23 protein-coding genes are annotated in these 25,586 nt (G+C 73.9%); 17 read left to right on the plus strand and 6 right to left on the minus strand.

The features are described 5' to 3' along the window. The first annotated feature begins 27 nt into the window (after positions 1-27). Positions 28-1,386: a phosphoglucosamine mutase gene (gene glmM, locus V1634_RS03155; RefSeq protein ID WP_331206201.1), complete on the plus strand. Its 1,359-nt coding sequence runs from the start codon at positions 28-30 to the stop codon at positions 1,384-1,386. A 105-nt stretch (positions 1,387-1,491) separates the two neighbouring features. Here glmM and V1634_RS03160 read toward each other — a convergent pair whose 3' ends face one another. Both V1634_RS03160 and V1634_RS03165 read right to left on the minus strand, forming a co-directional pair. Next, complete coding sequence (locus V1634_RS03160) at positions 1,492-2,121, minus strand: ABC transporter ATP-binding protein (protein ID WP_407951707.1); 630 nt, start codon at positions 2,119-2,121, stop codon at positions 1,492-1,494. A 116-nt stretch (positions 2,122-2,237) separates the two neighbouring features. Next, the gene (locus V1634_RS03165; protein ID WP_331206203.1) at positions 2,238-5,057 is read right to left on the minus strand and encodes an FtsX-like permease family protein; all 2,820 of its coding nucleotides are present in this window, start codon (positions 5,055-5,057) and stop codon (positions 2,238-2,240) included. 90 nt (positions 5,058-5,147) lie between these two features. On the opposite strand from V1634_RS03165, the gene V1634_RS03170 reads away from it, so the two are divergent. After that, positions 5,148-5,762 carry a PadR family transcriptional regulator gene (locus V1634_RS03170; RefSeq protein WP_331206204.1) on the plus strand — a complete coding sequence of 205 codons (615 nt, stop codon included), beginning with the start codon at positions 5,148-5,150 and terminating at the stop codon, positions 5,760-5,762. Positions 5,763-5,780: 18 nt separating this feature from the next. Here the strand turns inward: V1634_RS03170 and V1634_RS03175 are convergent, their stop codons facing one another. Both V1634_RS03175 and V1634_RS03180 read right to left on the minus strand, forming a co-directional pair. Next, positions 5,781-6,980, minus strand: coding sequence for a pyridoxal phosphate-dependent aminotransferase (locus V1634_RS03175; RefSeq protein WP_331206205.1), 1,200 nt, complete (start codon positions 6,978-6,980; stop codon positions 5,781-5,783). A gap of 33 nt (positions 6,981-7,013) precedes the next feature. Next, a complete protein-coding gene (locus V1634_RS03180) occupies positions 7,014-8,147 on the minus strand; it encodes an MmpS family transport accessory protein (RefSeq protein WP_331206206.1) in 1,134 nt (377 codons plus the stop codon). A gap of 257 nt (positions 8,148-8,404) precedes the next feature. Here V1634_RS03180 and glmS point away from each other — a divergent pair, with 257 nt between their 5' ends. The 7 genes from glmS to V1634_RS03215 all read left to right on the plus strand — a co-directional run bounded on the left by glmS (position 8,405) and on the right by V1634_RS03215 (position 15,857). Then, entirely contained in the window at positions 8,405-10,303 is a 1,899-nt protein-coding gene (gene glmS, locus V1634_RS03185; RefSeq protein ID WP_331206207.1) for a glutamine--fructose-6-phosphate transaminase (isomerizing), read from the plus strand. Positions 10,304-10,351: 48 nt separating this feature from the next. Next, positions 10,352-10,720 carry a holo-ACP synthase gene (locus tag V1634_RS03190; RefSeq protein WP_101368082.1) on the plus strand — a complete coding sequence of 123 codons (369 nt, stop codon included), beginning with the start codon at positions 10,352-10,354 and terminating at the stop codon, positions 10,718-10,720. Continuing rightward, the gene (locus tag V1634_RS03195; RefSeq protein WP_331206208.1) at positions 10,717-12,186 is read left to right on the plus strand and encodes an NAD(P)H-hydrate dehydratase; all 1,470 of its coding nucleotides are present in this window, start codon (positions 10,717-10,719) and stop codon (positions 12,184-12,186) included. Before V1634_RS03190 ends, V1634_RS03195 begins: the two co-directional genes overlap by 4 nt. Before the next feature lie 65 nt (positions 12,187-12,251). After that, the gene (gene alr / locus V1634_RS03200; RefSeq protein ID WP_331206209.1) at positions 12,252-13,370 is read left to right on the plus strand and encodes an alanine racemase; all 1,119 of its coding nucleotides are present in this window, start codon (positions 12,252-12,254) and stop codon (positions 13,368-13,370) included. A gap of 136 nt (positions 13,371-13,506) precedes the next feature. Beyond that, on the plus strand, positions 13,507-14,574 hold the full coding sequence (locus tag V1634_RS03205; RefSeq protein WP_331206247.1) for an alpha/beta fold hydrolase: 1,068 nt from the start codon (positions 13,507-13,509) through the stop codon (positions 14,572-14,574). Positions 14,575-14,583: 9 nt separating this feature from the next. Next, entirely contained in the window at positions 14,584-15,087 is a 504-nt protein-coding gene (gene tsaE / locus V1634_RS03210; protein WP_331206210.1) for a tRNA (adenosine(37)-N6)-threonylcarbamoyltransferase complex ATPase subunit type 1 TsaE, read from the plus strand. An 83-nt stretch (positions 15,088-15,170) separates the two neighbouring features. Then, the gene (locus V1634_RS03215; protein ID WP_331206211.1) at positions 15,171-15,857 is read left to right on the plus strand and encodes a uracil-DNA glycosylase; all 687 of its coding nucleotides are present in this window, start codon (positions 15,171-15,173) and stop codon (positions 15,855-15,857) included. 11 nt (positions 15,858-15,868) lie between these two features. Here the strand turns inward: V1634_RS03215 and V1634_RS03220 are convergent, their stop codons facing one another. Then, on the minus strand, positions 15,869-16,570 hold the full coding sequence (locus tag V1634_RS03220; protein ID WP_331206212.1) for a helix-turn-helix domain-containing protein: 702 nt from the start codon (positions 16,568-16,570) through the stop codon (positions 15,869-15,871). Positions 16,571-16,768: 198 nt separating this feature from the next. On the opposite strand from V1634_RS03220, the gene tsaB reads away from it, so the two are divergent. Genes tsaB through V1634_RS03260 form a run of 8 tightly spaced genes read left to right on the plus strand, consistent with a single transcriptional unit; the run spans position 16,769 to position 24,815 of the window. Next, entirely contained in the window at positions 16,769-17,470 is a 702-nt protein-coding gene (gene tsaB / locus V1634_RS03225; protein ID WP_331206213.1) for a tRNA (adenosine(37)-N6)-threonylcarbamoyltransferase complex dimerization subunit type 1 TsaB, read from the plus strand. Continuing rightward, positions 17,467-17,961 carry a ribosomal protein S18-alanine N-acetyltransferase gene (rimI, locus tag V1634_RS03230; protein WP_331206214.1) on the plus strand — a complete coding sequence of 165 codons (495 nt, stop codon included), beginning with the start codon at positions 17,467-17,469 and terminating at the stop codon, positions 17,959-17,961. Before tsaB ends, rimI begins: the two co-directional genes overlap by 4 nt. Next, complete coding sequence (gene tsaD / locus V1634_RS03235; RefSeq protein WP_331206215.1) at positions 17,954-19,000, plus strand: tRNA (adenosine(37)-N6)-threonylcarbamoyltransferase complex transferase subunit TsaD; 1,047 nt, start codon at positions 17,954-17,956, stop codon at positions 18,998-19,000. Before rimI ends, tsaD begins: the two co-directional genes overlap by 8 nt. Positions 19,001-19,020: 20 nt before the next feature. After that, positions 19,021-19,275, plus strand: a complete 255-nt coding sequence (locus V1634_RS03240) for a hypothetical protein (protein WP_331206216.1) — start codon at positions 19,021-19,023, stop codon at positions 19,273-19,275. A gap of 58 nt (positions 19,276-19,333) precedes the next feature. Further along, complete coding sequence (locus V1634_RS03245; RefSeq protein WP_331206217.1) at positions 19,334-21,040, plus strand: ABC transporter ATP-binding protein; 1,707 nt, start codon at positions 19,334-19,336, stop codon at positions 21,038-21,040. Position 21,041: 1 nt separating this feature from the next. After that, on the plus strand, positions 21,042-22,805 hold the full coding sequence (locus V1634_RS03250; protein WP_331206218.1) for an ABC transporter ATP-binding protein: 1,764 nt from the start codon (positions 21,042-21,044) through the stop codon (positions 22,803-22,805). A gap of 55 nt (positions 22,806-22,860) precedes the next feature. Beyond that, a complete protein-coding gene (locus V1634_RS03255) occupies positions 22,861-23,490 on the plus strand; it encodes a winged helix-turn-helix domain-containing protein (protein WP_331206219.1) in 630 nt (209 codons plus the stop codon). After that, complete coding sequence (locus V1634_RS03260) at positions 23,490-24,815, plus strand: MFS transporter (RefSeq protein ID WP_331206220.1); 1,326 nt, start codon at positions 23,490-23,492, stop codon at positions 24,813-24,815. Before V1634_RS03255 ends, V1634_RS03260 begins: the two co-directional genes overlap by 1 nt. Here the strand turns inward: V1634_RS03260 and V1634_RS03265 are convergent. Continuing rightward, the gene (locus tag V1634_RS03265; RefSeq protein WP_331206221.1) at positions 24,793-25,536 is read right to left on the minus strand and encodes a copper homeostasis protein CutC; all 744 of its coding nucleotides are present in this window, start codon (positions 25,534-25,536) and stop codon (positions 24,793-24,795) included. The two genes, V1634_RS03260 and V1634_RS03265, sit on opposite strands and share 23 nt — an antisense overlap. Positions 25,537-25,586 lie beyond the last annotated feature (50 nt).

Consider the following 25,586-nt stretch of genomic DNA (forward strand, 5'->3'; position numbering starts at 1 on the left):
CTGGCGCGCTTTCCGGAGGTTTCGCGCATGGGGCGGCTGTTCGGCACCGACGGCGTACGCGGACGCGCGAACGCCGACCTCACCCCCGAGTTGGCACTCGCGGTCGCGGTCGCGGCCGCGCAGACCCTCGCCGAGTCCGACCGGAGCCATCCGCCGCTCGCGGTGGTCGGCCGGGACACCCGGGCCAGCGGCGAGATGCTGGAGGCCGCGGTGGTGGCCGGGCTGACCAGCGCCGGGGCGAACGTGGTCCGGGTCGGGGTGCTGCCCACCCCCGGCGTGGCCTTCCTGGTCGGCGAGGCCAAGGCCGACCTCGGGGTGATGCTCTCCGCGTCGCACAACCCGATGCCGGACAACGGCATCAAGCTCTTCGCGGCCGGCGGGCACAAGCTTCCCGACGACGTCGAGTTGAAGATCGAGGCCGCGGTCGAGGCGAACGGCTCGGCCGGCTGGCAGCGGCCGACCGGTGCCGGCGTCGGCCGGGTGCACGACCTGCTCGACGGTGCCGAGCACTACATCCAGCACCTGGTCGGTACGATCCCGCACCGGCTCGACGGGCTCAAGGTCGTCGTCGACTGCGCGAACGGCGCCGCCTCGGAGATCGCCCCGGTGGCGTACCGGGAGGCCGGTGCCGAGGTCATCGCCATCCACGCCGAGCCGGACGGGCTCAACATCAACGACGACTGCGGCTCGCAGCACCTCGACAACCTGCGGGCGGCCGTGGCGGAGCACGGTGCCGACCTCGGCATCGCGCACGACGGCGACGCCGACCGGTGCCTGGCGGTCACCGCCGACGGCAGTGAGGTGGACGGCGACCAGATCATGGCGATCCTGGCGCTGGCCATGCGGGAGGCCGGGACGCTGACCCGGGACACCCTGGTCGCCACCGTGATGAGCAACCTCGGCCTGCGGCTGGCCATGTCCGCCGCCGGGATCCGGCTGGTCGAGACCAAGGTCGGCGACCGGTACGTGCTGGAGGAGCTGCGCGCCTCCGGGCTGGCGCTCGGCGGCGAGCAGAGCGGGCACCTGGTGCTGCCGGCGTACGCGACCACCGGCGACGGCATCCTCACCGGGCTGCACCTGATGTCCCGGGTGGCGGCCACCGGCCGTACTCTCGCCGAGCTGGCCTCGGTGCTGACCAAGCTGCCGCAGGTGCTGATCAACGTGCCGGTCGCGGACCGGACCGTGGGATCCGGCGCACCCGGCGTACTCGGCGCGGTGCAGCGGGCCGAGGCCGAGTTGGGCGAGACGGGTCGGGTCCTGCTCCGCCCCTCCGGCACCGAGCCGTTGGTCCGGGTGATGGTCGAGGCGGCCACCGTGGAGCTGGCCCAGGAGGTCGCGGAACGGATCGCCGCCGAGGTGCGTACCGCCAGCCCGGTGCCGGCGTAACGCCTCCGTGCCCGCCCCGCCGCTCCGACCCACGGGCGGAACGGCGGAGCGGGCCTGGACCGCCGGCCCGCGTCGCGGGACCCTGCGATGGGGCCGGCGGAGATCCTAGAGCCGGAGCTGGCTGGCCCGGGCCAGGGTGTGGTCCGGCCCCTCGCCACCGGTGAGGTCGAGGTCCTCGATGACCCGGCCGTCCCGGAGCCGGACGAGCCGGTCGCACCGGGCGGCGATGTGCTGCTCGTGGGTGGCCAGCAGGATCGTGACGCCCCGCTCCTCGCGCAACCGCAGCAGCAGGTCGAGGATCTCACCGCCACTGGTCGAGTCGAGGTTGCCGGTCGGTTCGTCCGCCAGCAGCAGCGCCGGCTCGCCGATCAGGGCCCGGGCCACCGCGACCCGCTGCTGCTGGCCACCGGAGAGCTGTGCCGGCAGCGCCCGCTCCCGGCCGCCGAGCCCCACCGCGGCGAGCAGTTCCCGGGCCCGGGCCGTCCGGTCGTAGCCGACCCGGTACGGCAGCACCGGCGCCAGCACGTTGTCCAGCGCGGTCAGTGCGGGCAGCAGGTGGTAGCGCTGGAAGACGAAGCCGATGCTCCGGCGGTATCCGGCGAGGGCGCGACGGCCCAGTCGGGTTATCTCCTGCCCGCCGACGACGACCGAGCCCGCGTCGGCCGGTTCGATCGCGCCGACCAGGTGCAGCAGCGTCGACTTGCCGGAGCCGCTCGGCCCGCTCAGCGCCACCACCGAGCCGGCGGCCACGTCCAGGGACAGCTCGTCCACCGCGACGATCGGGAGTTCGCCGCCGGAGAACCGCTTGGTCAGCGCGGTGACGGTGACGCTGACCCCGGTGTCCGTCATGGTTACTCCTCGGCTAGCAGGTGACCGGTGGGAACCCGGCGCAGCAGCGCCGCCGGGACGAGCGCCGCCAGGCAGGCGACGAGCGCTCCGGCGGCAGCGGTGCCGACCCCGGTGAGGACGACTCCGGTGGAGAGCCCGCCGATCAGCGCGGCGGCGCCGGCCAGCCCGACGGCCGTACCGGCCAGCGCGCCGAGCAGGCCGATCCCGGCTCCCTCGTAGGCGGCCAGCCGGGTCAGCGCGGACTCCGTCCAGCCGGTCGCGCGCAGTGCCGCCAGTTCGCCGGCCCGGTCGCGGATGTTCAGGTAGAGCACGTCGGCCACGGCCGCCGCGCCGAGCAGCACGGTGGCGGTCGCGGCCACGGTGTCGGCGGTGCGCACCGTCGCCGAGACGGTGTCGCCGAGCAGGCTGCCCAGCACCGTGTCCCGGAAGGCGTAGTTGATCGCGGCGAGCACCGTCGACGCGGCCACCCCGATGCCGAGGGCCGCCGCGCCGAGCAGGGCCCGGCCCGGTACCCGGACCAGGTTGAGCAGGGCGAGGCCGAGCACTCCGCGTACCCGTCGGGTCCGCCGGACCGGGGCGGCGGCCGGCCGGAGCGCGCCGGCCGGATGGGAGCGGGCGGCCCGCACCGCCGGGCCGGCGCCGGCCACGACCGCGACCAGCAGCGCCACGGGTACGGCGAGCGCCGCCCGCCACCAGCCCACCTCGACGCCGAGCAGGGCGCCGAGCGGGGCGGCGAGGAGCAGTGACAGCACTCCGGCGGCGAGGCCGATCAGCGCCACCTCGCCGAGGATCGCCGCGCCGATCCGCCGGGCCGGCCAGCCGAGGCAGGCGAGCACCGCCAGCTCGGCCCGACGGTCCCGGACGGCGGCCGAGACCGCGTTGGCGAGGAAGAGCGCGCAGACGGTGAGGACGAGCAGGAAGAGTACGACGCTCTTGCGGTCCACCGCCCGGACGATCACCGACGCGACGCCGATCGAGGACCAGCCCTCGGTCAGCCGGAGTTCGGGCCGGCCGAACGAGCCGGCGGGCAGCTCCACGGTCTGCGGGGCCGGTGACGAGCCGAAGGTGACGTCGACGTCGAGTCCGGTACGGGCGGCGATCCGCTCCGCGACCTGCCGGACCCGCCGTTCCGCCTCCTCGGTGTAGCCGGCGACTCCGCCGACCCGGATCCGGATCGCGCTGATCGGGGCGGCCAGTTGCGGGTCGTTGCCGCCCTCCAGCAGCTTCGGTACGGCGGCGAGGCTGGTCAGCAGCAGGGGCGGGCTGGAGAGGTAGCCGGCCGGGTTTCCGCTGGGCAGCAGCGGGCGGTCGCCGAGCGCCTCCCGGCTGGCCCGGTCGGCGCCGACGGCCTGCGGCGGTGCGTACGTCTCCAGCGGCACCTCGGAGAGCGCGCTGAAGCTGGTCAGCCGTTCCGGGTCGAAGATGCCGACCGCCTGCCAGCCCATCCCGCCGCCGGTCTGCGAACTCGGCTGACCGAGCTGGCGCAGCGGCCGGAAGGCGACGTCACCGGCGAGCCAGGGCGCCGGATAGGTGCCCGGCCCGTCGGCCCGGTACGCCGGCAGGTCGGGACTTCCGGCCCGGGGCCGCAGGCTGCCGTCGGAGAGTTGGTCGTACTCGATCGGCCCGGCCTGGACGACCGGGCTCAGGCTGCCCAGTCCGGTCTGCTGCCGGACGGCGTCGCGCATCTCCTGCTGGTAGTTGGTGTTCGGGTCGGCGCTCGCGCCGCCGGCCGGCTCGCCGCTGCCGCTCAGTGCGGCCAGCAGTTCGGCCTGTTGCAGGCCGGCGACCCGCTCCGGGCGCAGCCGGGTGTAGCTGGCCGCCACCCGCCCGTCCAGGTAGGGGCGGCTGGTGGCGAGCACCGGGACGTTCCGGTAGGCCGGGCCGAGCAGGCTGCTCTCGACGGTCGTGTCGTCCCGGGTCAGTGGCCGGCCGTCGACCACGGCGTCGGTCAACCCGACCAGCCGGTCCTCGGCGGGCGGGTCGACGGCGGCGAGCAGGAACGGGACGATCCACCGGACCGGCAGCACCAGCCGGTCGGTCGCGGTGGGCGCGGTGTCCTGGATCCCGAAGGGATCGTGCGGCGAGTTCTCGAACCGTCCGTCCGGCAGCAGCCGGGCGACGGCGACCTGGGTGTAGTCGGTGTCCGGCGAGGTGCGGGTGAGGCTCGGTTCCGCGCCGATGTCGCAGACCGGTTCGGTCCGCCCGTCGGGGAAGATCTCCCGGGGCACGATGTAGCCGTTCCGGCAGGCGTTCAGCGGGTAGCGCCGGCCGTCGGTGTAGAGGGCCGCGCTGGCGATGCCGCCGTCCTCCCAGACCGGGTAGGCGAGGCGGTTGCGGGTCAGGTAGACGTACCGGGGTTTGCCGGTCGTCCGGGACAGGCCGCGTTCGGCCAGGAAGGTCGGGTCGACCCGGATCACCTGCCGGTCGAGGGACCGGTCGACCGCGTCGGTGAGGTCGAGGTGGGCCCGCATCTCGTGCAGGGAGTAGCCGAGCATCGCCACCGGGGCCGCGACGTCGACGCCGTCGACCGTGCGAACCTGCTCGTACTGGGCCATGCTGATGCCGCCGAAGAGGCCGGAGAGGTAGTTGGGACGGACGACACCCCGGGCTGTCTCGAGATCGGCCTGTGTCCCGTTCGGACGGACGAGAATGTCGTACGCGGCGCGGGTCTCGCGTTGCACCTGTTCGTTCAGGCGCAGTTGGGAGGTGGTGGTGGTGCCGGTCAGCACGACGAAGCCGGTGGTCGCGACGAGTACCCCGGTCAGCAGGGCGAGTGATCGCCAGAGCCGGGCCCGCAGTTGCCGCCAGATGAATCCGACCAACGGGCCCCTCCTCGTCTCCCGCAGGACACTCTGCGCTATACATTGTCACAATGCAAGAGGCCGTGTGGACGGCCGGAAGGTGGGTCAGGGATGGCCATCCAGCATGCGGTACTCGCGCTGCTCGCCGACGGCCCGAGTTACGGCTACGAGCTGAAGGGCGCCTTCGAGACGGCCGTCGGTCCACAGTGGGGAGCACTGAACATCGGCCATCTCTACCAGATCCTCGACCGGCTGGCCCGGGACGAGCTGGTCCGGGCCGAACGGCAGGCGCAGCCGGTCAAGCCGGACCGGGTGGTCTACGAGATCACCCCCGCCGGCCGGACCGAACTGGCCAGGTGGCTGGCCGAGCCGAGCCCGCGCAGCGGCGGCTTCCGGGACGACTTCTTCCTGAAGGTCACCGCCGCCGCCCGCTCCGGCTCCGCCGACGTGGTGCGTACCGTGCTCGCCAACCAGCGCGGCTATCTGCTGCGCGAGCTGCGCAACCTCGGCACGCTGCGCCGGGAGGCGAGCGATCCGGTGGTCGAGCTGCTGCTCTCGGCCGCGAGCCGGCACGTCGAGGCGGACCTGGCCTTTCTCGACGACGCCGAGACGGGACTGCTCGACGGCGCCCGGATCCGTATCCCGCGCTCCCGGCCGGCCGGCGCCGATGCCGTAGCCGGGGCGCTGCCCGACGGCCGTGTCGCGGGCCTGGCGGAGGGCGCCTGAGCGACGCCGCGGCCGTGGTCAGGCCGGTGCGTCGCCGAGTGTGCGCAGCCGGGTCACCGCCTCGGCCAGCACCTCCGGGCGCTTGCAGAAGGCGAACCGGACCAGCCGCCGCCCCGCCTCGACGTGGTCGTAGAAGACCTGGGTCGGTACGGCGACCACCCCGCAGCGCTCCGGCAGCGAGCGGCAGAACTCCACCCCGTCCCGCCCGCCCAGCGCGGTGATGTCGGCGGTGACGAAGTAGGTCCCCTCCGGGACCAGCACCTCGAAGCCGGCCTCGACCAGCCCGGCCGAGAGCTGGTCCCGCCGCGCCTGGAGGTCGGCCCGGTAACCGTGGTAGTAGCCGTCCGGCAGCGCCAGGGCCACCGCGACCGCCGGTTGCAGCGGCGCCCCGCCGGTGAAGGTGAGGAACTGCTTGACCCGCATCGTCGCCGCCACCAGCGGTGCCGGGCCACTGGCCCAACCGATCTTCCAGCCCGTGCAGGAGAACGTCTTGCCGGCCGAGGAGATCCGCAGGGTGCGTTCCCACATGCCCGGAAGGGTCGCCAGCGGGATGTGCGGGCTGCCGGCGTCGGCGAAGACCAGGTGCTCGTAGACCTCGTCGGTGACCGCGAGGGCGTCGTGCTCCTGGCACAACCGGGCGATCAGCGCCAGCTCGTCGGCGTCGAAGACCTTGCCGGTCGGGTTGTGCGGCGAGTTGAGCAGCACCAGTCGGGTCCGGGGCCCGAAGGCGGCGCGCAGCTCCGCCGGGTCGAAGGCGTACCGGCCGCCGTCGACCGGGCGGAGCGTGACCGGCCGCCGGACCGCTCCGGCCAGGGCGATCGAGGCGGCGTACGAGTCGTAGTACGGCTCGAAGCAGACCACCTCGTCGCCGGCCTCGCAGAGCCCGAGGATCGCCGCCGCGATGGCCTCGGTCGCCCCGGCCGTGATCAGCACCTGCCCGTCCGGGTCGTACTCCAGTCCCCAGAACCGGCGCTGGTGTGCGGCGACGGCGGCGCGCAGCGCCGGGACGCCCGGACCGGGCGGGTACTGGTTCTGCCCGCCGCGCAGCGCCGCCACCGCCGCCGCCAGCATCTCGGGCGGCCCGTCCGTGTCCGGAAAGCCCTGACCGAGGTTGACCGCGCCGGTGCGCACCGCCAGCGCCGACATCTCCGCGAAGATGGTGGTGCCGAACGGGCGCATCCGGCGGACCAGGGGATCGGAGTCGGTTGTCGTCGTCACCCCGTCACCCTAGAGCCGTGCCGTGCCGTTTCGTCAGATCCCGAAATCCGAGCAGGTCAGGGTCGCGTAGTTGCCGCTGGCGGTCTTCGAGGCGGTGGACTTCCCGTCGACCGTGATCTTGCAGGAGATGTCGCCGGAGCCACCCCCGGTGCGGATCGCCACCACCGTCTTCAGCTCGTCCTCGGGAATCTTGACCTCCTTCTTCCACGGAAGTTCGACCGACGGCAGGTGCACCTGCTTGCCGGCGCCGTCGATGTAGGAGAGCGCGACCCGGCCGTCGCCGGTCACCTCGTAGGCCACCGTCTGGCCGCCGCTGCCCGGGTCGCCGCCGTCCTGCCCGTCCGACGTGGACGGCGGCGGAGTGGCGTCGAGGCTGGTCTCCATCGTCTTGCGCACCTGGTCCATGAAGGACAGCGGGCCGAGGCAGAGCCCGACGCAGGCGACCAGCACGACCACCACCACGGCCACGATCACGATGATCATGGTCTTGTTGCTCTTCTTCGGCGGTGCCGGCGGGAACGGCCCGCCCGGGTAGCCCGGCTGCCCCGGCTGCCCGTAACCGGGGTAGCCGCCGACGCCGGCCGCCGCGTAGGGGTCGGTGCCGGGCGGGGCGGACTGCGGCGGGCCGGACTGCGGCGGGTAGACGCCGTAACCGGCGTCCTGCTGGTTCGGCGCCCCGCTGGTCGGGTATGGCGTGGCTGGTGGGCCGGACTGCGGCGGGTACGCCGGGCCGGCACCGTAGGCCGGGGCCGGCGGCTGGCCCGGGCCGGGCTGCTGCGGCGGGGCGTACGGGTTCGGCTGCTGTGGCTGGGCGTACGGGTTGGGTTGCTGTGGCTGGGCGTACGGGTCCGGCTGCTGCGGTTGGCCGTACCCGGCCGCCTGCGGGGGCTGGCCCCAGGCCGGCTGCCCGTACGGCCCGGGCTGAGCCGGGGGCTGTCCGTAGCCGCCCGGCTGGGCCGGGGGCTGACCGTACGTCGTCGGCTGCGCCGGCTGTCCGTAGCTGGACGGCTGCGGCGGCTGCGGCGGGGCGTACCTGGTCGTCGGGGCGTCCTCCTCCTCGGCCGGGTTCTCCGGGCGGGGCTGCTGCGGCGGGCCGAACTTCGTCGTCGGCGGCTCGTGCTCGGCGGAGGGGTCGTACGGGTTGTGCGGGGGCGGCGAGTCGGTCATCGGGTCTGGCTCCAGGTATGGCGGACAGCAGGGGCGCGGCGACCGGGAGGGGGAGGCGCCGGAGGAGATGGCAGCGAATGCGCCAGTCACGGTACCCCGTCACCGCTGGCCGCGATGTACCGGTGAAGGGTGGGCGGGCCGGTGGAGTGGCGGTTCGTCCGGTTGTGCGGGCGGGCCAGAATACCGCGCAGCATCAGTGATCGAACGAGCACCTTTCGAGCAGGCCAGATGAGCGAACTTAGGTTAGGCTGCGGGCCATGTGCGGAATCGTGGGTTACGCCGGCGCCAGGCCGGCGCTGGGCATCGTGCTGGACGGGTTGCGGCGGCTGGAGTACCGCGGCTACGACTCGGCCGGCGTGGCGGTCGTCGCCGAGGGTGAGCTGCTGACCGAGAAGAAGGCCGGCAAGCTGGCCAACCTGGAGAAGGCGCTGGCCGAGCGGTCGGCGGACGACGACGCGGCGCCCGGCATCGGCGCCGGTACCACCGGCATCGGGCACACCCGGTGGGCCACCCACGGCGGGCCCACCGACCGCAACGCCCACCCGCACCGGGCCACCGACGGCCGGGTGGCGGTGATCCACAACGGCATCATCGAGAACTTCGCCAAACTCCGCGCCGAGCTGGAGGCCGAGGGCGTCGAGTTCACCAGCGACACCGACACCGAGTGCGCCGCGCACCTGCTCGCCGGTGAGCTGTCCCGGCTCCGCGCCGCCGGTGAACCGGACGGGCCCGCCCTGCTGGCCGCCGCGATGCGCCAGGTCTGCCAGCGGCTGGAGGGCGCCTTCACGCTGCTCGCGGTCGACGCCGCGATCCCCGGCGCGGTGGTCGGGGCCCGGCGCAACTCGCCGCTGGTGGTCGGACGCGGCGTCGGCGAGAACTACCTGGCCAGCGACGTCTCCGCGTTCATCGAGCACACCCGGGAAGCGGTCGAGCTGGGTCAGGACCAGGTCGTACTGATCACCGCCGACGCCATCGAGATCACCGACTTCGCCGGCGCACCCGCCGCCGGCAAGGACTTCCACATCGACTGGGACGCCTCGGCCGCCGAGAAGGGCGGCTACGACTACTTCATGCTGAAGGAGATCGCCGAGCAGCCGCAGGCGATCGCCGACACCCTGCTCGGCCGGCTCAAGGAGACCGGCGAGATCGTCCTCGACGAGGTCCGCCTCTCCGACCAGGACCTGCGGGACGCCGACAAGATCTTCATCGTCGCCTGCGGCACCTCCTACCACGCCGGGATGGTGGCGAAGTACGCCATCGAGCACTGGACCCGGATCCCCTGCGAGGTCGAGCTGGCCAGCGAGTTCCGCTACCGCGACCCGGTGCTGGACCGGTCCACCCTGGTGGTGGCGATCTCCCAGTCCGGCGAGACCATGGACACCCTGATGGCGCTGCGGCACGCCAAGGAGCAGAAGGCCCGGGTGCTGGCCATCTGCAACACCAACGGCTCCACCATCCCGCGCGAGTCCGACGCCGTGCTCTACACCCACGGCGGCCCCGAGGTGGCGGTCGCCTCGACCAAGGCGTTCCTCACCCAGGTGGTGGCCTGTTACCTGATCGGCCTGCACCTGGCCCAGGTGCGCGGCATCAAGTACGCCGACGAGGTCGCCGCGGTGGTGGACCAGCTCCAGGAGATGCCGGAGAAGCTGCGCGAACTGCTCGCCGACATCGAGCCGGTCCGCGAGCTGGCCCGGGAGCTCAAATCGGCGCCGACGGTGCTCTTCATCGGCCGGCACGTCGGCTTCCCGGTCGCCCTGGAGGGCGCGCTCAAGCTCAAGGAACTCGCCTACATGCACGCCGAGGGGTTCGCGGCCGGCGAGCTGAAGCACGGGCCGATCTCGCTGATCGACAAGGGCACCCCGGTGGTCTGCATCGTGCCGTCCCCGGCCGGGCGGGGGATGCTGCACGACAAGATCGTCTCCAACATCCAGGAGATCCGGGCCCGGGGCGCCCGCACCATCGTGATCGCCGAGGCGGGCGACGAGGCGGTGACGCCGTACGCCGACCACCTGATCTACGTACCGCGCACCCCGACCCTGCTGGCCCCACTGGTGACCACGGTGCCGTTGCAGGTGCTCGCCTGCGAGATCGCCGCCGCCCGGGGGCACGACGTGGACCAGCCGCGCAACCTGGCCAAGTCGGTCACCGTGGAGTGAGCGGTTCACCGTCCCGTGCGCTCCCGCGCCCGCCGGTAGGGTGAGGCGGTGATCGTCGCAGTCGGCATCGACGTCGTACTGGTCGATCGGTTCGCCCGGGCGCTCGCACGCACCCCGCTGCTGGCCGATCGACTCTTCACCGGGGCGGAGCGGGTCACCGGGTCGGGCAACCCGCGCTCGGCCGAGTCGCTCGCCGCCCGGTTCGCCGCGAAGGAGGCGGTGGCCAAGGCGTTGGGCGCACCGGCCGGACTGCACTGGCACGACTGCGAGGTGGTCTCCGACCCGGACGGGCGGCCGTGGCTGACCGTCTCCGGCACGGTCGCGGCCGCCGCCACCGAGCGCGGGGTGCAGCGCTGGCACCTGTCGCTGTCGCACGACGGCGGCATCGCCTCGGCGATGGTGGTGGCGGAGCGATGAGGGCCGCGTGGCGGGTGGCGGACGTACGCGCCGCCGAGCGCGCCCTGATGGCCACCCTGCCGGCCGGCACTCTGATGCGGCGGGCCGCCGGCGGGCTGGCCGGGCACTGCGCCCGGCTGCTCGCCGAGCGGGGCGGCGGGGTCTACGGCGCCCGGGTGCTGCTGCTGGCCGGCTCCGGCGACAACGGCGGCGACACCCTCTACGCGGGTGCCCGGCTCGCCGGCCGGGGTGCGGCGGTGAGCGCGCTGCTGCTGGCCCCGGAGCGGGTGCACCAGGGCGGCCTGGCGGCGCTGCGGGCGGCCGGCGGCCGGATCGTCGACGGGCTGCCGGACCGGGCCGACCTGGTGCTGGACGGGATCGTCGGGATCGGCGGCTCGGGCGGGCTGCGCGAGCCGGCCGCCCGGCTGGTGGCCGGGCTGCCCGGCCTGACCGGCCGGTCAGGGGACCGGCCGCCGGTGGTCGCGGTGGACGTGCCGAGCGGCGTCGAGGTCGACACCGGCGAGGTGCCGCGCTCGCTCGGCCTGCCCGGCACGGTGACGGCGGACCTGACGGTCACCTTCGGCTGCCTCAAGCCCGCCCTGGTGGTCGGCGCGGCCGCACCCCGGGCCGGGCAGGTCGAGCTGGTCGACATCGGGCTCGGCCCGTGGCTGCGGGCCGACCCGGCGGTACGGGTCACCGAGTGGTCGGACGTGTCCGACTGGTGGCCGCGGCTCGGCCCCGAGGAGGAGAAGTACAGCCGGGGCGTGGTCGGGCTGGCCACCGGCTCGGCGACGTACCCGGGCGCGGCGGTGCTCTCGGTCGGCGGCGCGGTCGCCGGACCGACCGGCATGATCCGGTACGCCGGTGGCGCCCGCGCCGAGGTGCTGCGCCGCTATCCCTCGGTGGTTGCCGCCGACCGGGTCACCGATGCCGGCCGGGTGCAGGCCTGGGTCTGCGGCTCCGGGCTCGGCACCGACGAGGCGGCCGCGACCGCGCTGCGCTGCGTACTCGCCGCGCCGGTGCCGGTGGTGCTGGACGCGGACGCGCTCACCCTGCTGGTCGACGGCTCGATGGCGGAGCGGCTGCGGGAGCGGGACGCGCCGATCGTGGTCACCCCGCACGACCGCGAGTACGCCCGGCTCTGCGGCGAACCGCCCCGGGACCGGGTCGCCGCCGCGCTGCAACTGGCCACCTGGATGAACGCGGTGGTGCTGCTCAAGGGCGACCGGACGGTCGTGGCCACCCCGGACGGGCGGGCCATCGCCAACCCGACCGGCACGCCGGCGCTCGCCACCGCCGGCACCGGCGACGTGCTGGCCGGGTTGCTGGGCTCGCTCCTCGCCGCCGGACTGCCGGCCGAGCGGGCGGCGGCCTCCGCCGCGTACCTGCACGGGCTGGCCGGGCAGGAGGCCGCCCGGCGCGGTCCGGTGACCGCCGCCGACGTGGCCGCCGCGCTGCGCCCGGTGATCGCCAGGCTGCCCCGGTGAGCGGCGAAGTGTCCTGGTCGCGCCACCCGGGGCCATTTCGATCTACCCACAAGTAGGCTGAGCGCATGTGGCAGGCCGAGGTACGCGTCGATCTTGACGCGATCCGCGACAACGTGTCCCGACTGCGGTCCGGGACGAGCGCCGAGCTGATGGCCGTGGTCAAGGGTGACGCGTACGGCCACGGCATGCTCCCGGCCGCCGGGGCGGCACTCGACGCCGGGGCGGACTGGCTGGGCGTCTGCACCCTGGACGAGGCGTTGACGCTGCGCCGGGCCGGGATCACCGCTCCGGTGCTGGCCTGGCTGCTGGCGCCCGGGCTTCCGCTGCACGACGGGGTGGCCGCCGACGTCGACCTGGCCGCCGCCAGCCTCGGTCAGCTCGCCGAGCTGGTCGCCGCCGCCGAGCGGGCCGGCCGGCCCGCCCGGACCCATCTCAAGATCGACACTGGCCTGTCGCGGGGCGGCGCGACCCTGGACGACTGGCCCGAGCTGCTCGACGCGGCGGCGAAGGCCCAGGCCGACGGGCTGATCGAGGTGGTCGGGCTCTGGAGCCACCTGGTCTACGCCGACGCGCCGACGCACGCCACCACCGACCGGCAGCTCGCGGTCTTCACCGAGGGGCTCACCCTGGCCGAGCGGGCCGGGCTGCGCCCCCGGCTGCGGCACCTGGCCAACTCGGCGGCCACGCTGACCCGGCCCGACACCCACTTCGACCTGGTCCGTCCCGGCATCGCGATGTACGGGCTGTCGCCGGTCCCCGGCGAGCAGTTCGGGCTGCGGCCGGCGATGACCGCCCGGGCCCGGGTGACGCTGACCAAGCGGGTACCCGCCGGCACCGGCGTCTCCTACGGGCACACGTACCGCACCGAGCGGGAGACGACGCTGGCCGTCGTGCCGCTGGGCTACGCCGACGGGGTGCCCCGGCACGCCTCCAACGTCGGCCCGGTCCAGCTCGCCGGTGCCCGGCGGCGGATCGCCGGCCGGGTCTGCATGGACCAGATCGTGCTGGACTGCGGCGACGACCCGGTGGTCCCGGGCGACGTGGCGACGCTCTTCGGCGACGGTGCGGCGGGGGTGCCGACCGCGGACGACTGGGCGGAGGCGATCGGCACCATCAACTACGAGATCGTCACCAGGTTCGGCGGGGTCCGGGTGCCCCGGGTGTACGACGGAGCGCGCTCGTGAGTGCGAGGAGTGAGCCGGGTTTGCGAGCCCCGCAGTCACGAACGGAAGGCGGATTCCGGTGAGCCCGGCCAGGCGGCTCGCCCCGCCCCGGGTACCCGTGCAGCGGCAGCCGGGGCGTACCCAGACCCGGAGCGGGCTGTTCCGGGTGGCCGGCATCATCGGCGCGGCGGCCGGGGTCGCGGCGGCCGGCATCGCCGCCGGGGTGGCCGCCGAGCGGGCGGTGGTACGCCGTTCCAAGACCGCACCCGGCGACCGCTACGCGACGGAACCCTTCGGCGCGCTGCCCTACGACGAGTCCTGTGTCGTCTCCACCGCCGACGGCACCGACATCCACGTGGAGATGGTGGGGCCGCCGCCCGGTCCGGGGCGGCCGACCCTGCTCTTCGTGCACGGCTTCTGCCTGGACATGGGGACCTTCCACTTCCAGCGCAGGATGCTGACCGAGCTGGGCGAGGACCGGCTGGTCTTCTACGACCAGCCGGGGCACGGCCGGTCCGGCCGGCTGGAGTCCGGCGAATACCAACTCCAGGCGCTCGGCGAGACGCTCCGTTCGGTGATCGACCGGACCGCGCCGACCGGGCCGCTGGTGCTGATCGGGCACTCGATGGGCGGCATGACCATCATGGCGTTCGCGGAGCGCTATCCGGAGCTCTTCGCCGAGCGGGTGATCGGTACCGTGCTGATGGCGACCTCGGGCGGGCTGGTGGCGGAGACGAAGTTCGGCCTGCCGACGATCGTCGCCCGGGCCGGCGCACCGCTGCTGCCGGTGGTCGACAACGCCACCCGGCTGACCGGCAGCGTGCTCGACCGGGCCCGGCGCGCCTCGGCCAACCTGGCCTGGCTGCTCACCCGCCGGTACGGCTTCGGCACCCCGACGCCCAGCCCGGCGCTGGTCTCCTACGTGGAGAAGATGAACTCGCGGACCTCCACCGAGACGGTGGCCCGCTATCTGCGCACCATCTACACCCATGCCCGCTATCCGGTGCTGGCCGCGCTGCGGGAGAGTCCGACCCTGGTGATCGTGGGTGAGCGCGACATGATCACGCCGGTAACCCACTCCGAGGAGATCGTCCGCTGGCTGCCGGACGCCGAGTACGTCAAGGTGCCCGACAGCGGGCACGTGGTGATGCTGGAACACGCCGACGAGGTCAACCGGGCGCTGCTGGACTTCCTCGACCGGCTGCCCGGCAGAGGAAGGGATTGAGCTGTCTCGATGAGCGACGCGTTGCGCGGTACCGAGCTGGTCCGCGAGCTGCCGACGGTGCCGGACACCCACGAGTTCGGGCGGCGGTTGGGCGGGCTGCTCCGCTCCGGGGACCTGCTGGTGCTCACCGGCCCGCTGGGCGCCGGCAAGACCGCCCTGGTGCAGGGGATCGCCGCCGGTCTGGGCGTACTCGGTGAGATCACCTCGCCGACCTTCGTGATCGCCCGGGTACACCGGCCCGATCCGACCCGGGGCGGCCGGGTCACGCTGGTGCACGCCGACGCGTACCGGCTGGGCGACGCCGTCGACCCCCGGGCCGAGATCGACGACCTCGACCTGGACGCCTCGGTCGACGAGGCGGTCACCGTGGTCGAGTGGGGCGAGGGCATGGTCGAGCACCTGGTCGACACGCATCTGCGGGTGGTCATCGACCGGCGGGACGACGACACCCGACGCGTCGAGCTGGTGCCGTTCGGCGGCGACTGGGCCGACCGCCTCGCCAAGCTGCGTTGAGAGGGCTGCGGGCACCGGAATCCCCGCTGTCGTACCGGACTTCTAGAGTGCGGGAAACGACCGTGGCGTTCGAGAGGTTACCGATGACCCTGGATCTTCCGGCCCTGTTGCCCCCGGCCTGGCGGGCGGCGCTGGACCCGCACCTCGATCCGGCCCAGACCGCCGCGCTGGGCGAGTTCGTCGCCGGGGAATACGCGACCCAGACCGTCTTCCCCCCGCTGGACGATCTCTTCACGGCCTACCGGCTCTGCGCGCCGGAGGACTGCCGGGTGCTGATCCTCGGCCAGGATCCCTACCACAGGGCGGGGCAGGCGCACGGGCTCAGCTTCAGCGTCCGGGACGGCGTCTCGGTGCCACCGTCGCTGCGCAACGTCTTCAAGGAACTGGCCGACGACCTCGGGGTGCCGGTGTCGCGCAGCGGCAACCTGACCCGCTGGGCGAGCCAGGGCGTGCTGCTGCTCAACGCCGTGTTGACCGTCCGGCAGGCGACTCCGGGATCGCACGCCAACAGGGGCTGGGAGGCCTTCACCGACGCCACCATCAAGGCCCTCGACGCCCGCCCGGAACGGGTCGTCTTCCTGCTCTGGGGCGGCTACGCCCGCAAGAAGGCGGCCCTGGTCACCAACCCGGCGCACGTGGTGCTGGAGGCCGGCCACCCGAGCCCGATGAACCCGCGGGGCTTCCTCGGCACCCGTCCCTTCAGCGCCTGCAACAAGGCGCTCGCCGACGCCGGTCGGCCCACCGTCGACTGGGACCTCTCGGCCCGCTGAGCCGCCTGCGGTCAGCCCGCTGACGCGTGCCGGGCCCGCCACCGCCGCAACAGGTCGGCGGTGGCCGGCTCGGTCGCCTCCACCAGTGCGAGCGGCACCACCCGGTAGCTGCGGCCGCCGTGCCGGACCTCCATCGCCTCCGGCAGTTCGTCGCCCATGCTGACCCGCAGCACGCCACCGACCACCTGCCAGCGGTGCTCGCCGGGCTCGCGTGGGTCGGTGTGCAGGTACCCGAACTCCTCCACCCGGGGATTCCAGCGCTGCGCGTAGTGGCGCTCCAACCAGCCTGCGAACCGTTCGGCGTCCCGCCAGGCCACCGCGATCTCCAGGTCGTCCACCGGCACCGGCGCACCCTGCAACAGGGCCGCCGTGGCCCCGGTCAACACGTGCGGCAGGTCGCCGAGCCGGTCCAGCATCCGGTCCAGTCCGACCGTCGCGATCCGCTCCGCGACGGTCTGGCTCCGTAGCGCGTCGATCCGTGCGTCGAGGTGGGCGTCGAGCGGTTCGACGGCCACGGTGAGCTGGAGATCGAGCGCGGCCAGCAGCCTCTCCAGCATCGCCACCGTCGGCGCCCGAACACCCTGTTCGATCCGGGCGATCGCCGCCTGGCTGGCGCCGGAGCGCTCGGCCAGGTCGCGCTGGGTGAGGCCGCGCAGTTCCCGCTGTCGGCGCAGGGTCGTACCGAGCAGCGCGGTGAGCCGGGACGGAGGCATCGTGTGATGCTGCACGTACCCGAAAGAGCGTGATACCACCCTGTCATCAAGATGACTGCGTGGTATCACGCTCATCAGCGATGTCGCGCCGCCCGGGGCGCAGATCCGCCTCCCGGACCCGGCCGAGCCGGACGTGACCCGGCGCCCGCGCCCCCGGGTCGCCCCCGGCCCCGGCGACCACCCGGTTAGGGTGCCTATGTGCTCGTACTCGTGTTGGACTCCTCGACCCCGGCGGTGACCGCCGCGCTGGCGGAGATCACCGCCGACGCGGTCTCGCCGCGCGGCGAGCGCAGCGTCGTCGATGCCCGGGCCCACGGTGAACTGCTCGCACCGCAGGTCTCCGAGGTGCTCGCCGAGGCCGGCGCCCGGCCGGCCGACCTGGCCGCCGTGGTGGCCGGGGTCGGACCCGGGCCGTTCACCGGGCTGCGGGTCGGTCTGGTCACCGCGGCCAGCATGGGACAGGTGCTGGGCATCCCCACCTACGGCGTGCCCTCGCTCGACGCCATCGGACGGGCCGCGACCCATCCCCGGTCCGGCGCCGCCCCCGAGGTCGGGCCGGTGCTGGTGGCCACCGACGCCCGCCGCCGGGAGATCTACTGGGCCGTCTACGACCTGGCCGGCGAGCGGCTGGCCGGGCCCGAGGTCGACACCCCGGCCGCCGTCGCGCAGCGGGCCCGGGAACTCGGCGTCCGGGTCGCGGTCGGCGAGGGATCCCGCCGGTACGCCGACATCCTCGGACTTCCGCCGCGAGCCGGCCTGGACTACCCCCCGCCGTACGCCCTGGCGGAGCTGGCGGCCGAGCGGGTCCGGGCCGGCGCCCCCGGTGAGCAGCTCACGCCCCTCTACCTGCGCCGGCCCGACGCCGTGGCGGCGACCGGCCGCAAACCGGTCCTGCGGTGAGGACGGCGGTCGGGGAGGGCAGCGTCGCGGTGACCAGGTTGAGCCCGTTCCGCTGGTGGCACATCTCCGAGGCGCTGCTGATCGAGGCCGACCTCTTCGGCGCCGAGCAGTGGTCGGCGGCGATGTTCTGGAACGAGCTGGCGAACGGGCACCACTACGTCGCGGCGCTGGACTCCACCGACGCGCTCGTCGGCTACGCGGGGCTCGCCGTCGCCCCGCCGGACGAGGCGTGGGTGCAGAACGTGGCGGTACGCCGGGACGCCCAGCGCACCGGCATCGGCCGGATGCTGCTGGTCGAACTGCTGGCCGAGGCGAACCGGCACGGCGTACGCCGGGTGCTGCTGGAGGTGGCGGTGGACAACGCGCCGGCCCAGCGTCTCTACGCGACGTACGGCTTCGAACCGGTCGGCGTGCGGCGCGGCTACTACCAACCGAGCAACACCGACGCGCTGGTGATGCAGCTCGAACTGGAGCGGGCGAACAATGGCTGACGAACCCCTGATCCTCGGGATCGAGACGTCCTGCGACGAGACCGGCGTCGGTGTCGTACGCGGACACACCCTGCTGGCCGACGCGCTGGCGTCCAGCGTGGACGAGCACGCCCGGTTCGGCGGGGTGGTGCCGGAGGTGGCCAGCCGGGCCCACCTGGAGGCGATCGTGCCCACCATGCGGCGCGCGCTGGACGACGCCGGGGTGACCCTGGCCGACATCGACGCGATCGCCGTCACCGCCGGCCCCGGGCTCGCCGGTGCGCTGCTGGTCGGGGTGGCCGCCGCCAAGGGCTACGCGCTGGCCGCCGAGAAGCCGGTGTACGGGGTGAACCACCTGGCCGCGCACGTCGCGGTGGACACCCTGGAGCACGGCCCGCTGCCCGAGCCGGCGATCGCGCTGCTGGTCTCCGGCGGACACTCCTCGCTGCTGCTGGTGGACGACCTGGCCACCGGGGTCACCCCGCTCGGCGCCACCATCGACGACGCCGCCGGAGAGGCGTTCGACAAGGTGGCCCGACTGCTCGGGCTGCCCTTCCCGGGCGGCCCGCCGATCGACCGGGAGGCCCGGGCCGGCGCCCCGGACGCGATCGCCTTCCCGCGCGGGCTGACCGCGCCGAAGGACCTCGCCGCGCACCGGTTCGACTTCTCCTTCTCCGGCCTCAAGACCGCGGTCGCCCGCTGGGTCGAGGCGAAGCAGCGGGCCGGTGAGCCGGTACCGGTACCGGACGTGGCCGCGTCCTTCCAGGAAGCGGTCTGCGACGTACTGACCAGCAAGGCGATCGCGGCCTGCCGGGACCGGGGCGTCGAGACGCTGGTACTCGGCGGCGGCGTCGCGGCGAACTCCCGGCTGCGGGCGCTGGCCGAGGAACGGGCGGCGAAACACGGCATCCGGGTCCGGGTACCCCGGCCGAAGCTCTGCACCGACAACGGAGCGATGGTCGCGGCGCTCGGCTCCCACCTGGTGGCCGCCGGGGTGGCCCCGAGCCGGCTGGACCTGCCGGCCGATTCCGCGATGCCGCTCACGATCGTCAGCGTGTAGTGGGGAGAGTGACGGGCGACGTGATCGTTCGGATGTGGGAGGTACGCGCCGAGCGGGCCGGTTTCGCCGACCTGCTCTCCTGGGTCTGCGACACGGCGCTGCCCGAGCTGGAACACGACCCGATGCACATCTCCAGCGAGGTCTTCTCCTCCACAGACAACCGGGTGGTGGTCATCTCCAAGTGGCGGGCCAACCCGGTCTCGCTGCCCGACCCGCCGGCCCGGATGCTCGCTCGTACCCCACACGTCTGGGACTTCACCCAGGTCGACCGCTGAACCGCGACTGCGGAAAACCCGTGGCGATCGTGGCGACTGGTTCCATAGCGTCACCGTGGTGCGCTCCCTACCCGTCCCCGATCCGGGCGTGCCCGACCGGCGTTCGGCGACCAGGTTCCTGCTCTGGCTAGCCGCCCGGATCTGGCCCACCCTCGCCTGGGGGATGGGACTGGCCGTGGTCGCCTTCGTCGGCCAGGCCCTGATGCCGGCCGTGCTGGGCAGGGCGATCGACGCCGGCCTCATCGCCCGGGACACCGACGCGCTGGTGCGGTGGGGGATGCTGCTGCTCTCCCTCGGCGTGGCCCAGGCGGTCGTCGGGATCATCCGGCACCGGTACGCCACCTTCAACTGGCTGGCCGGGGCGTACCGGACGGTGCAGATCACCGTCGACCACGCCAACCGGCTCGGCGCGACCCTGCCCAGGCGGCTCGCCGCCGGTGAGGTGGTCAGCATCGGCACCGCCGACATCAACCACATCGGCGGGGCGCTCGACATCCTCTCCCGGGGCACCGGCTCGCTCTTCGCGGTGCTCACCATCACGGTGATCCTGCTCGCCACCTCGGTCCCGCTCGGCCTCGTGGTGGTGCTCGGGGTACCGGTGCTGATGGGTGTGGTCGCCATCCTCATCCGGCCACTGCACCGCCGGCAGGAGGCGTACCGGGACCAGCAGGCGACCCTGACCACCCGGGCCAGCGACATCGTCGCCGGGCTGCGGGTGCTGCGCGGCGTCGGCGGCGAAGCGGTCTTCTCGGCACGCTACCGGGCGGAGTCGCAGGCGCTGCGGCACGGCGGCGTACGGGTGGCCCGGGTGGAGGCGCTGCTGGAGGCCACCCAGGTGCTGATACCCGGCATCTTCCTGGTGCTGGTCACCTGGCTCGGCGCCCGGTTCGCCCTTCGGGGCGAGATCACCGTCGGGCAGCTCGTCTCCTTCTACGGCTACACCGTCTTCCTGATCGGTCCACTGCGGATGCTGACCGAGCTGATCGACCGGATCACCCGGGGGCACGTCTCGGCCCGTCGGGTCGTCTCCATGCTCGACCTGCGACCGGAGATCACCGATCCCGAGCATCCCGTCGAGCTGCCCGACGGCCCCGGTGAGCTGGTCGACGTCGAGTCCGGGGTGACGGTGCGGCCCGGTCGGCTGACCGCGCTCGCCGCCGCCGCGCCGCAGGACGCGGTCGCCATCGCCGACCGGCTCGGCCGGTACGTCGACAGCGAGGCGACGCTGCGCGGCGTACCCCTGCGGAACCTGGCGCTGGCCACGGTCCGGCGCCGGATCATGGTGGCCGACAACGACGGGCGGCTCTTTTCCGGGCCGCTCCGGGCGGAGCTGGACCCGCACGACCGGGCCGACGACGCGACCATCGTGGCGGCGCTGGACGCGGCGAGCGCCACCGACATCGTGGCGGCGCTGCCCGGCGGGCTGGCCGGCCGGGTCGCCGAGCGGGGCCGGGAGTTCTCCGGCGGCCAGCAGCAGCGGCTGCGGCTGGTCCGGGCCCTGGTCGCCGACCCGGAGATCCTCATCCTGGTCGAGCCGACCAGCGCGGTCGACGCGCACACCGAGGCGCGGATCGCCGACCGGCTCGGCCCGGCCCGGCGCGGCCGGACCACCCTGGTCTGCACCACCAGCCCACTGGTGCTGGACCGGGCCGACCACGTGGTGCTCGTCTCCGACGGCAAGGCCGTCGCCGAGGGCAGGCACCGCGAACTGCTCGACACCGAGCCGCGGTACGCCGCCGTCGTGACCCGCACCGAGGAGGACTGAGATGACAGCCGGCGACTCGCTGCCGATCGCCGACCCGGCGCAGGTGCGGCGGTACGCCCGCGGCCTGGTCCGCCGGCATCCCCGCGCGCTGGCCGGTGCGCTCGGGCTGCACGCGCTCGCCGCGATCACCGGCCTGGCCGCGCCGCGCCTCCTCGGTGACCTGGTCGAGGCGATCTCCCAGGGCACCAGCACGGTGACCGTCGACCGGATCGCGCTGGCGATCGCCGGGTTCGTGCTGGCGCAGGCGGTGCTGGTCCGGTTCGCCCACTTCGCCTCGGCCCGGCTCGGCGAGCGGGTCCTCGCCGAGCTGCGGGAGGAGTTCGTCGACCGGATCCTGGCCATCCCGCTCTCCACCGTGGAGCGGGCCGGCACCGGCGACCTGCTGACCCGGAGCAGCCGGGACGTCGCCGCGCTGTCCCGGTCGGTCCGGTTCGCCGTGCCGGAGACGCTGATCGCCGTCGTCACGGTCTGCGCCGTGGTCGGCGCGGTGCTGCTGACCGACCCGCTGCTGATCCTGCCCGCCCTGGTCGCGGCGCCGATCCTGGTCCCGGCCACCCGCTGGTACCTGCGCCGGGCCGGGCCCGGCTATCTCGCCGAGAACGCCGCCTACTCCGACATCACCGACGGGATCAGCGAGACCGTGGAGGGGTCCCGGACCACCGAGGCGCTCCGGCAGCGGGCCCGGCGCCGGGCCCGTACCGACGCCGACATCCGCCGGTCGTACGCGGCCGAGCGCTACACCCTCTTCCTGCGTACCGTCTTCTTTCCGCTGGCCGAGACCGGCTACGTGGTGCCGGTGGTCGCGACCCTGGTGTTCGGCGGCTGGTTCTACGTCGAGGGCTGGGTGACGCTCGGCGAGGTCACCGCGGCCACCCTCTACGTGCAGCAGTTGATGGACCCGGTCGACCGGCTGCTCTCCTGGCTGGACGAGGTGCAGGTCGGCGGCGCGTCGCTGGCCCGGCTGCTCGGCGTGGCCCAAGGTCCCGGGGACGGTCCGGCCGGCGGTACGGCCACGACGGCCCGGCCGACTGACCAGCGGCTCGTCGTCGACGACGTGCGGTACGCCTACCAGCCGGGGCGGGACGTGCTGCACGGCGTCAGCCTCGCCCTGGCCCCGGGGGAGCGGCTGGCCATGGTGGGTCCGTCCGGGGCCGGGAAGTCGACGCTGGGTCGGCTGCTCGCCGGGATCCACCAGCCGGGAAGCGGTTCGGTCACCGTGGGCGGCGTCCCGCTCGCCGACCTGCCGCTGGCCGACCTCCGGACCGAGGTCGCGCTGGTGACGCAGGAGCACCACGTCTTCCTCGGTACGCTACGGGACAACCTCAGCATGGTCCGGCCGGACGCCGACGACGACCGGATACGTGCCGCGCTCGCCGCCGTCGACGCGCTGGACTGGGCGGAGCAGCTTCCGGCCGGGCTGGAGACCGTGGTCGGCCCGGGCGGCCATCCGCTGCACGCCGCCCAGGCCCAGCAGCTTGCGCTCGCCCGGCTGGTGCTCGCCGACCCGCACACCCTGGTACTCGACGAGGCCACCTCGCTGCTCGACCCTCGGGCGGCCCGGCACCTGGAGCGTTCGCTGGCCGCCGTGCTGCGCGGCCGTACGGTGATCGCGATCGCGCACCGGCTGCACTCCGCGCACGACGCCGACCGGGTCGCCGTGGTGGAGGAGGGCCGGATCACCGAGCTGGGTCCGCACGCCGAACTGGTCGCCGCCGGTGGCTCGTACGCCGCCCTCTGGCGCTCCTGGCACGGCGACCGCGCCTGAGCGGGTCCAGCTCGACCGCTTGCAAAGAGTTCTTTGCAAGCATAGCGTTGCAAACATGTCTGCGGATGAAGTCCGGCTGAACCCGACCTCGCTGCGCGGCCTCGCCCACCCGCTGCGGGTCCGGATGCTCAACACGCTGCGCGAGCACGGTCCCGCCACGGCCACCCTGCTCGCCGAGCGGCTCAACCAGTCCACCGGGGCCACCAGCTACCACCTGCGGCAGCTCGCCCAGTACGGCTTCGTGGTCGAGGAACCCGGGCGCGGCGCCGGGCGGGAACGGTGGTGGCGGGCCGCCCACCGGAACACCCGACTCGACAGCGAGGTCGGCCGGGAGGCGCTCCCCGACGTCGAGACGTACCTGCGATCCGTCGCCGCGCTCTACGCCGAACGGGTCGACCGGTGGCTGAACGAGTTGACCAACCTGCCGGCGGAGTGGGAGGGGACGTCCACGCTGAGCAACTGGCAGCTCCGGTTGACCCCGGCCGAGGCGCGGGAGTTCTCCGACGCGCTGACCGAGCTGATCGGGCGGTACCGCCCCGACGAGCCCGGCGTGGCGGCGCCCGACGACGCCGAGCCCTTCGTGGTGCAGGCGCAGTTGCTCCCCTTCGTCCGGCGCGACCACGACCGCCGGCCGGAGGACGACCGCCCGACGGAGGACGACCGGGCGCAGGAGTCGGCGGACTGATGGCGCGCAACCGCCGGCCACTGGTCGGACTGCTGGTCGCCGAGGGAATCTCCCTGGTCGGCAGCCGGATGAGCATGGTGGCGCTGCCCTGGTTCGCGCTGCTGGTCACCGGCAGCGCCGCCAGGACCGGCCTGGTGGCGTTCGCCGAGATGCTGCCGTACGTGCTGGCCTGCGCCCTGGGCGGCCCGCTGATCGACCGGATCGGCGCCCGCCGGACCAGCATCGTCGCCGACCTGGGCAGCGCGGTGGCGGTGGCCGCCGTACCGCTGCTGCACCTGGCCGGCGCGCTCGACTTCGGCACGCTCCTCGGCCTCGTTGCCGCGGCCGGGCTGCTGCGCGGGTTCGGCGACACCGCCAAGCGGGTGGTCTTCCCGGATACGGTCGCGGCGGCGGAGATCCCGATGACCCGGGCGACGAGCCTGCACGACGGGCTCAGCCGGCTCGGTACCCTGCTCGGCGCGCCCCTGGCCGGACTGCTGATCGCCACCCTCGACGCCCCGCTGGTGCTGCTCCTCGACGCGGTGACCTTCCTGCTCTCGGCGGCGGTGCTCGGCGCCGCCGTACCCGCCCGGAACCGTGCCGACAGGACAGCAGCGACCACAGTGGAACAGGCCACGGTGGAGGACGGCGGGCAGGAGTCCTACCTGAGCGCGCTGCGCGGCGGCCTGCGTTATCTGCGGCGCGACCGGCTGGTGCACGGCATCGTGCTGATGCTGCTCGTCACCAACCTGGCCGACGCGGCGTACACCTCGGTGCTCACCCCGGTCTGGGCCAGCGAGGTGGTCCGGTCGTCGACGGCGCTCGGCCTGCTCACCGCGAGCTTCGCCCTGGGTGCGGTGCTGGGCAACGTCGTCTTCACCGTCGTGGCGCACCGGGTGCCGAGGTTCGCCGTCTTCGCGGTCGGCTTCCTCCTCGCCGGGGCACCCCGGTTCGTCGCGCTGGCCCTGCTGGACCGGCTCTGGGTGATCTATCTGATCTCGTTCGTCGCCGGGGTCTCCATCGCGGCCGTCAACCCGATCCTGGGCGCGGTGAGCTTCGAACGGATTCCGGAGCGGCTCCGGGCCCGGGTGCTCGGGCTGGTGCACGCGGCGGCCTGGGCCGGCATCCCGCTCGGCGGGTTGCTCGGCGGGCTCGCCGTGCAGGAGCTGCGGCTGCCGGTCGCCTGCCTGGTGTTCGCGGTGGCGTACCTGCTGGTCACGCTCCTGCCGTTCGTGATGCCGGTCTGGCGCGGGCTCGACCGGCCACCGGCCCCGCCGACCGAGCCGGCCCCGCCGACGTCGACGACGCCGGCCGAATCGGAGCTTACTGACGCATCGCGCCGATGATCTGGCCGATCCGCTCCGGCGAGGTCTCCGAGCGCTGGTACTCCGGGCGGCTCAGCACGCCACCCATCCGGGGTACCGGGTTGCGGTGGACCGCCGGACCGTCCGAGCTGACCCGGGCGGTGAAGTGGTATTCGTCCGCGCCGGTGGCGGCGACGATCCGGGCGATGTTCCGCTCGTTGATCCCGCCGCCGGCCATCACCGCGATCCGGCCGGCGGCCTTGCCGACCAGGTCGGCGATGAGCGGAGCGCCGGCCAGCGCGGTCTCCTCCTGACCCGAGGTCAGCACCCGGGGGATGCCCAGCTCGATCAGCTGCTCCAGCGCCTCGAACGGGTCCCGGACCATGTCGAAGGCCCGGTGGAAGGTGACGCTCGCCCCGTCGGAGGCCGCGAGCAGCCGCCGCATGGTCGGCAGGTCGAGGTCGCCCTCCGGGGTCAGCGCACCGATCACGACGCCGTGCGCGCCCACCGTCACCGCCGCCTGCACGTCGCGGACCATCGCGTCGACCTCGTACGGGGAGTAGATGAAGTCCCCGCCCCGGGGCCGTACCAGCACGTGCACCCGGATCCGCTCCGCGTGCCGCAGGGCCAGCTCGACGGTGCCGATGCTGGGGGTCAACCCGCCCTCGAACAGTCCCGCGCAGAGTTCCACCCGGTCGGCGCCGGCCCGCTCCGCCGCCAGCGTCCCCTCGACGCTGTCGACACAGATCTCGAACGTGCTCATGGCAGCCTTCTCCAATGACCGAACCAGGTTGTTGACAACCCGAACCAACC

Source organism: Plantactinospora veratri (assembly GCF_036421995.1).
Classification (GTDB): domain Bacteria; phylum Actinomycetota; class Actinomycetes; order Mycobacteriales; family Micromonosporaceae; genus Plantactinospora; species Plantactinospora veratri.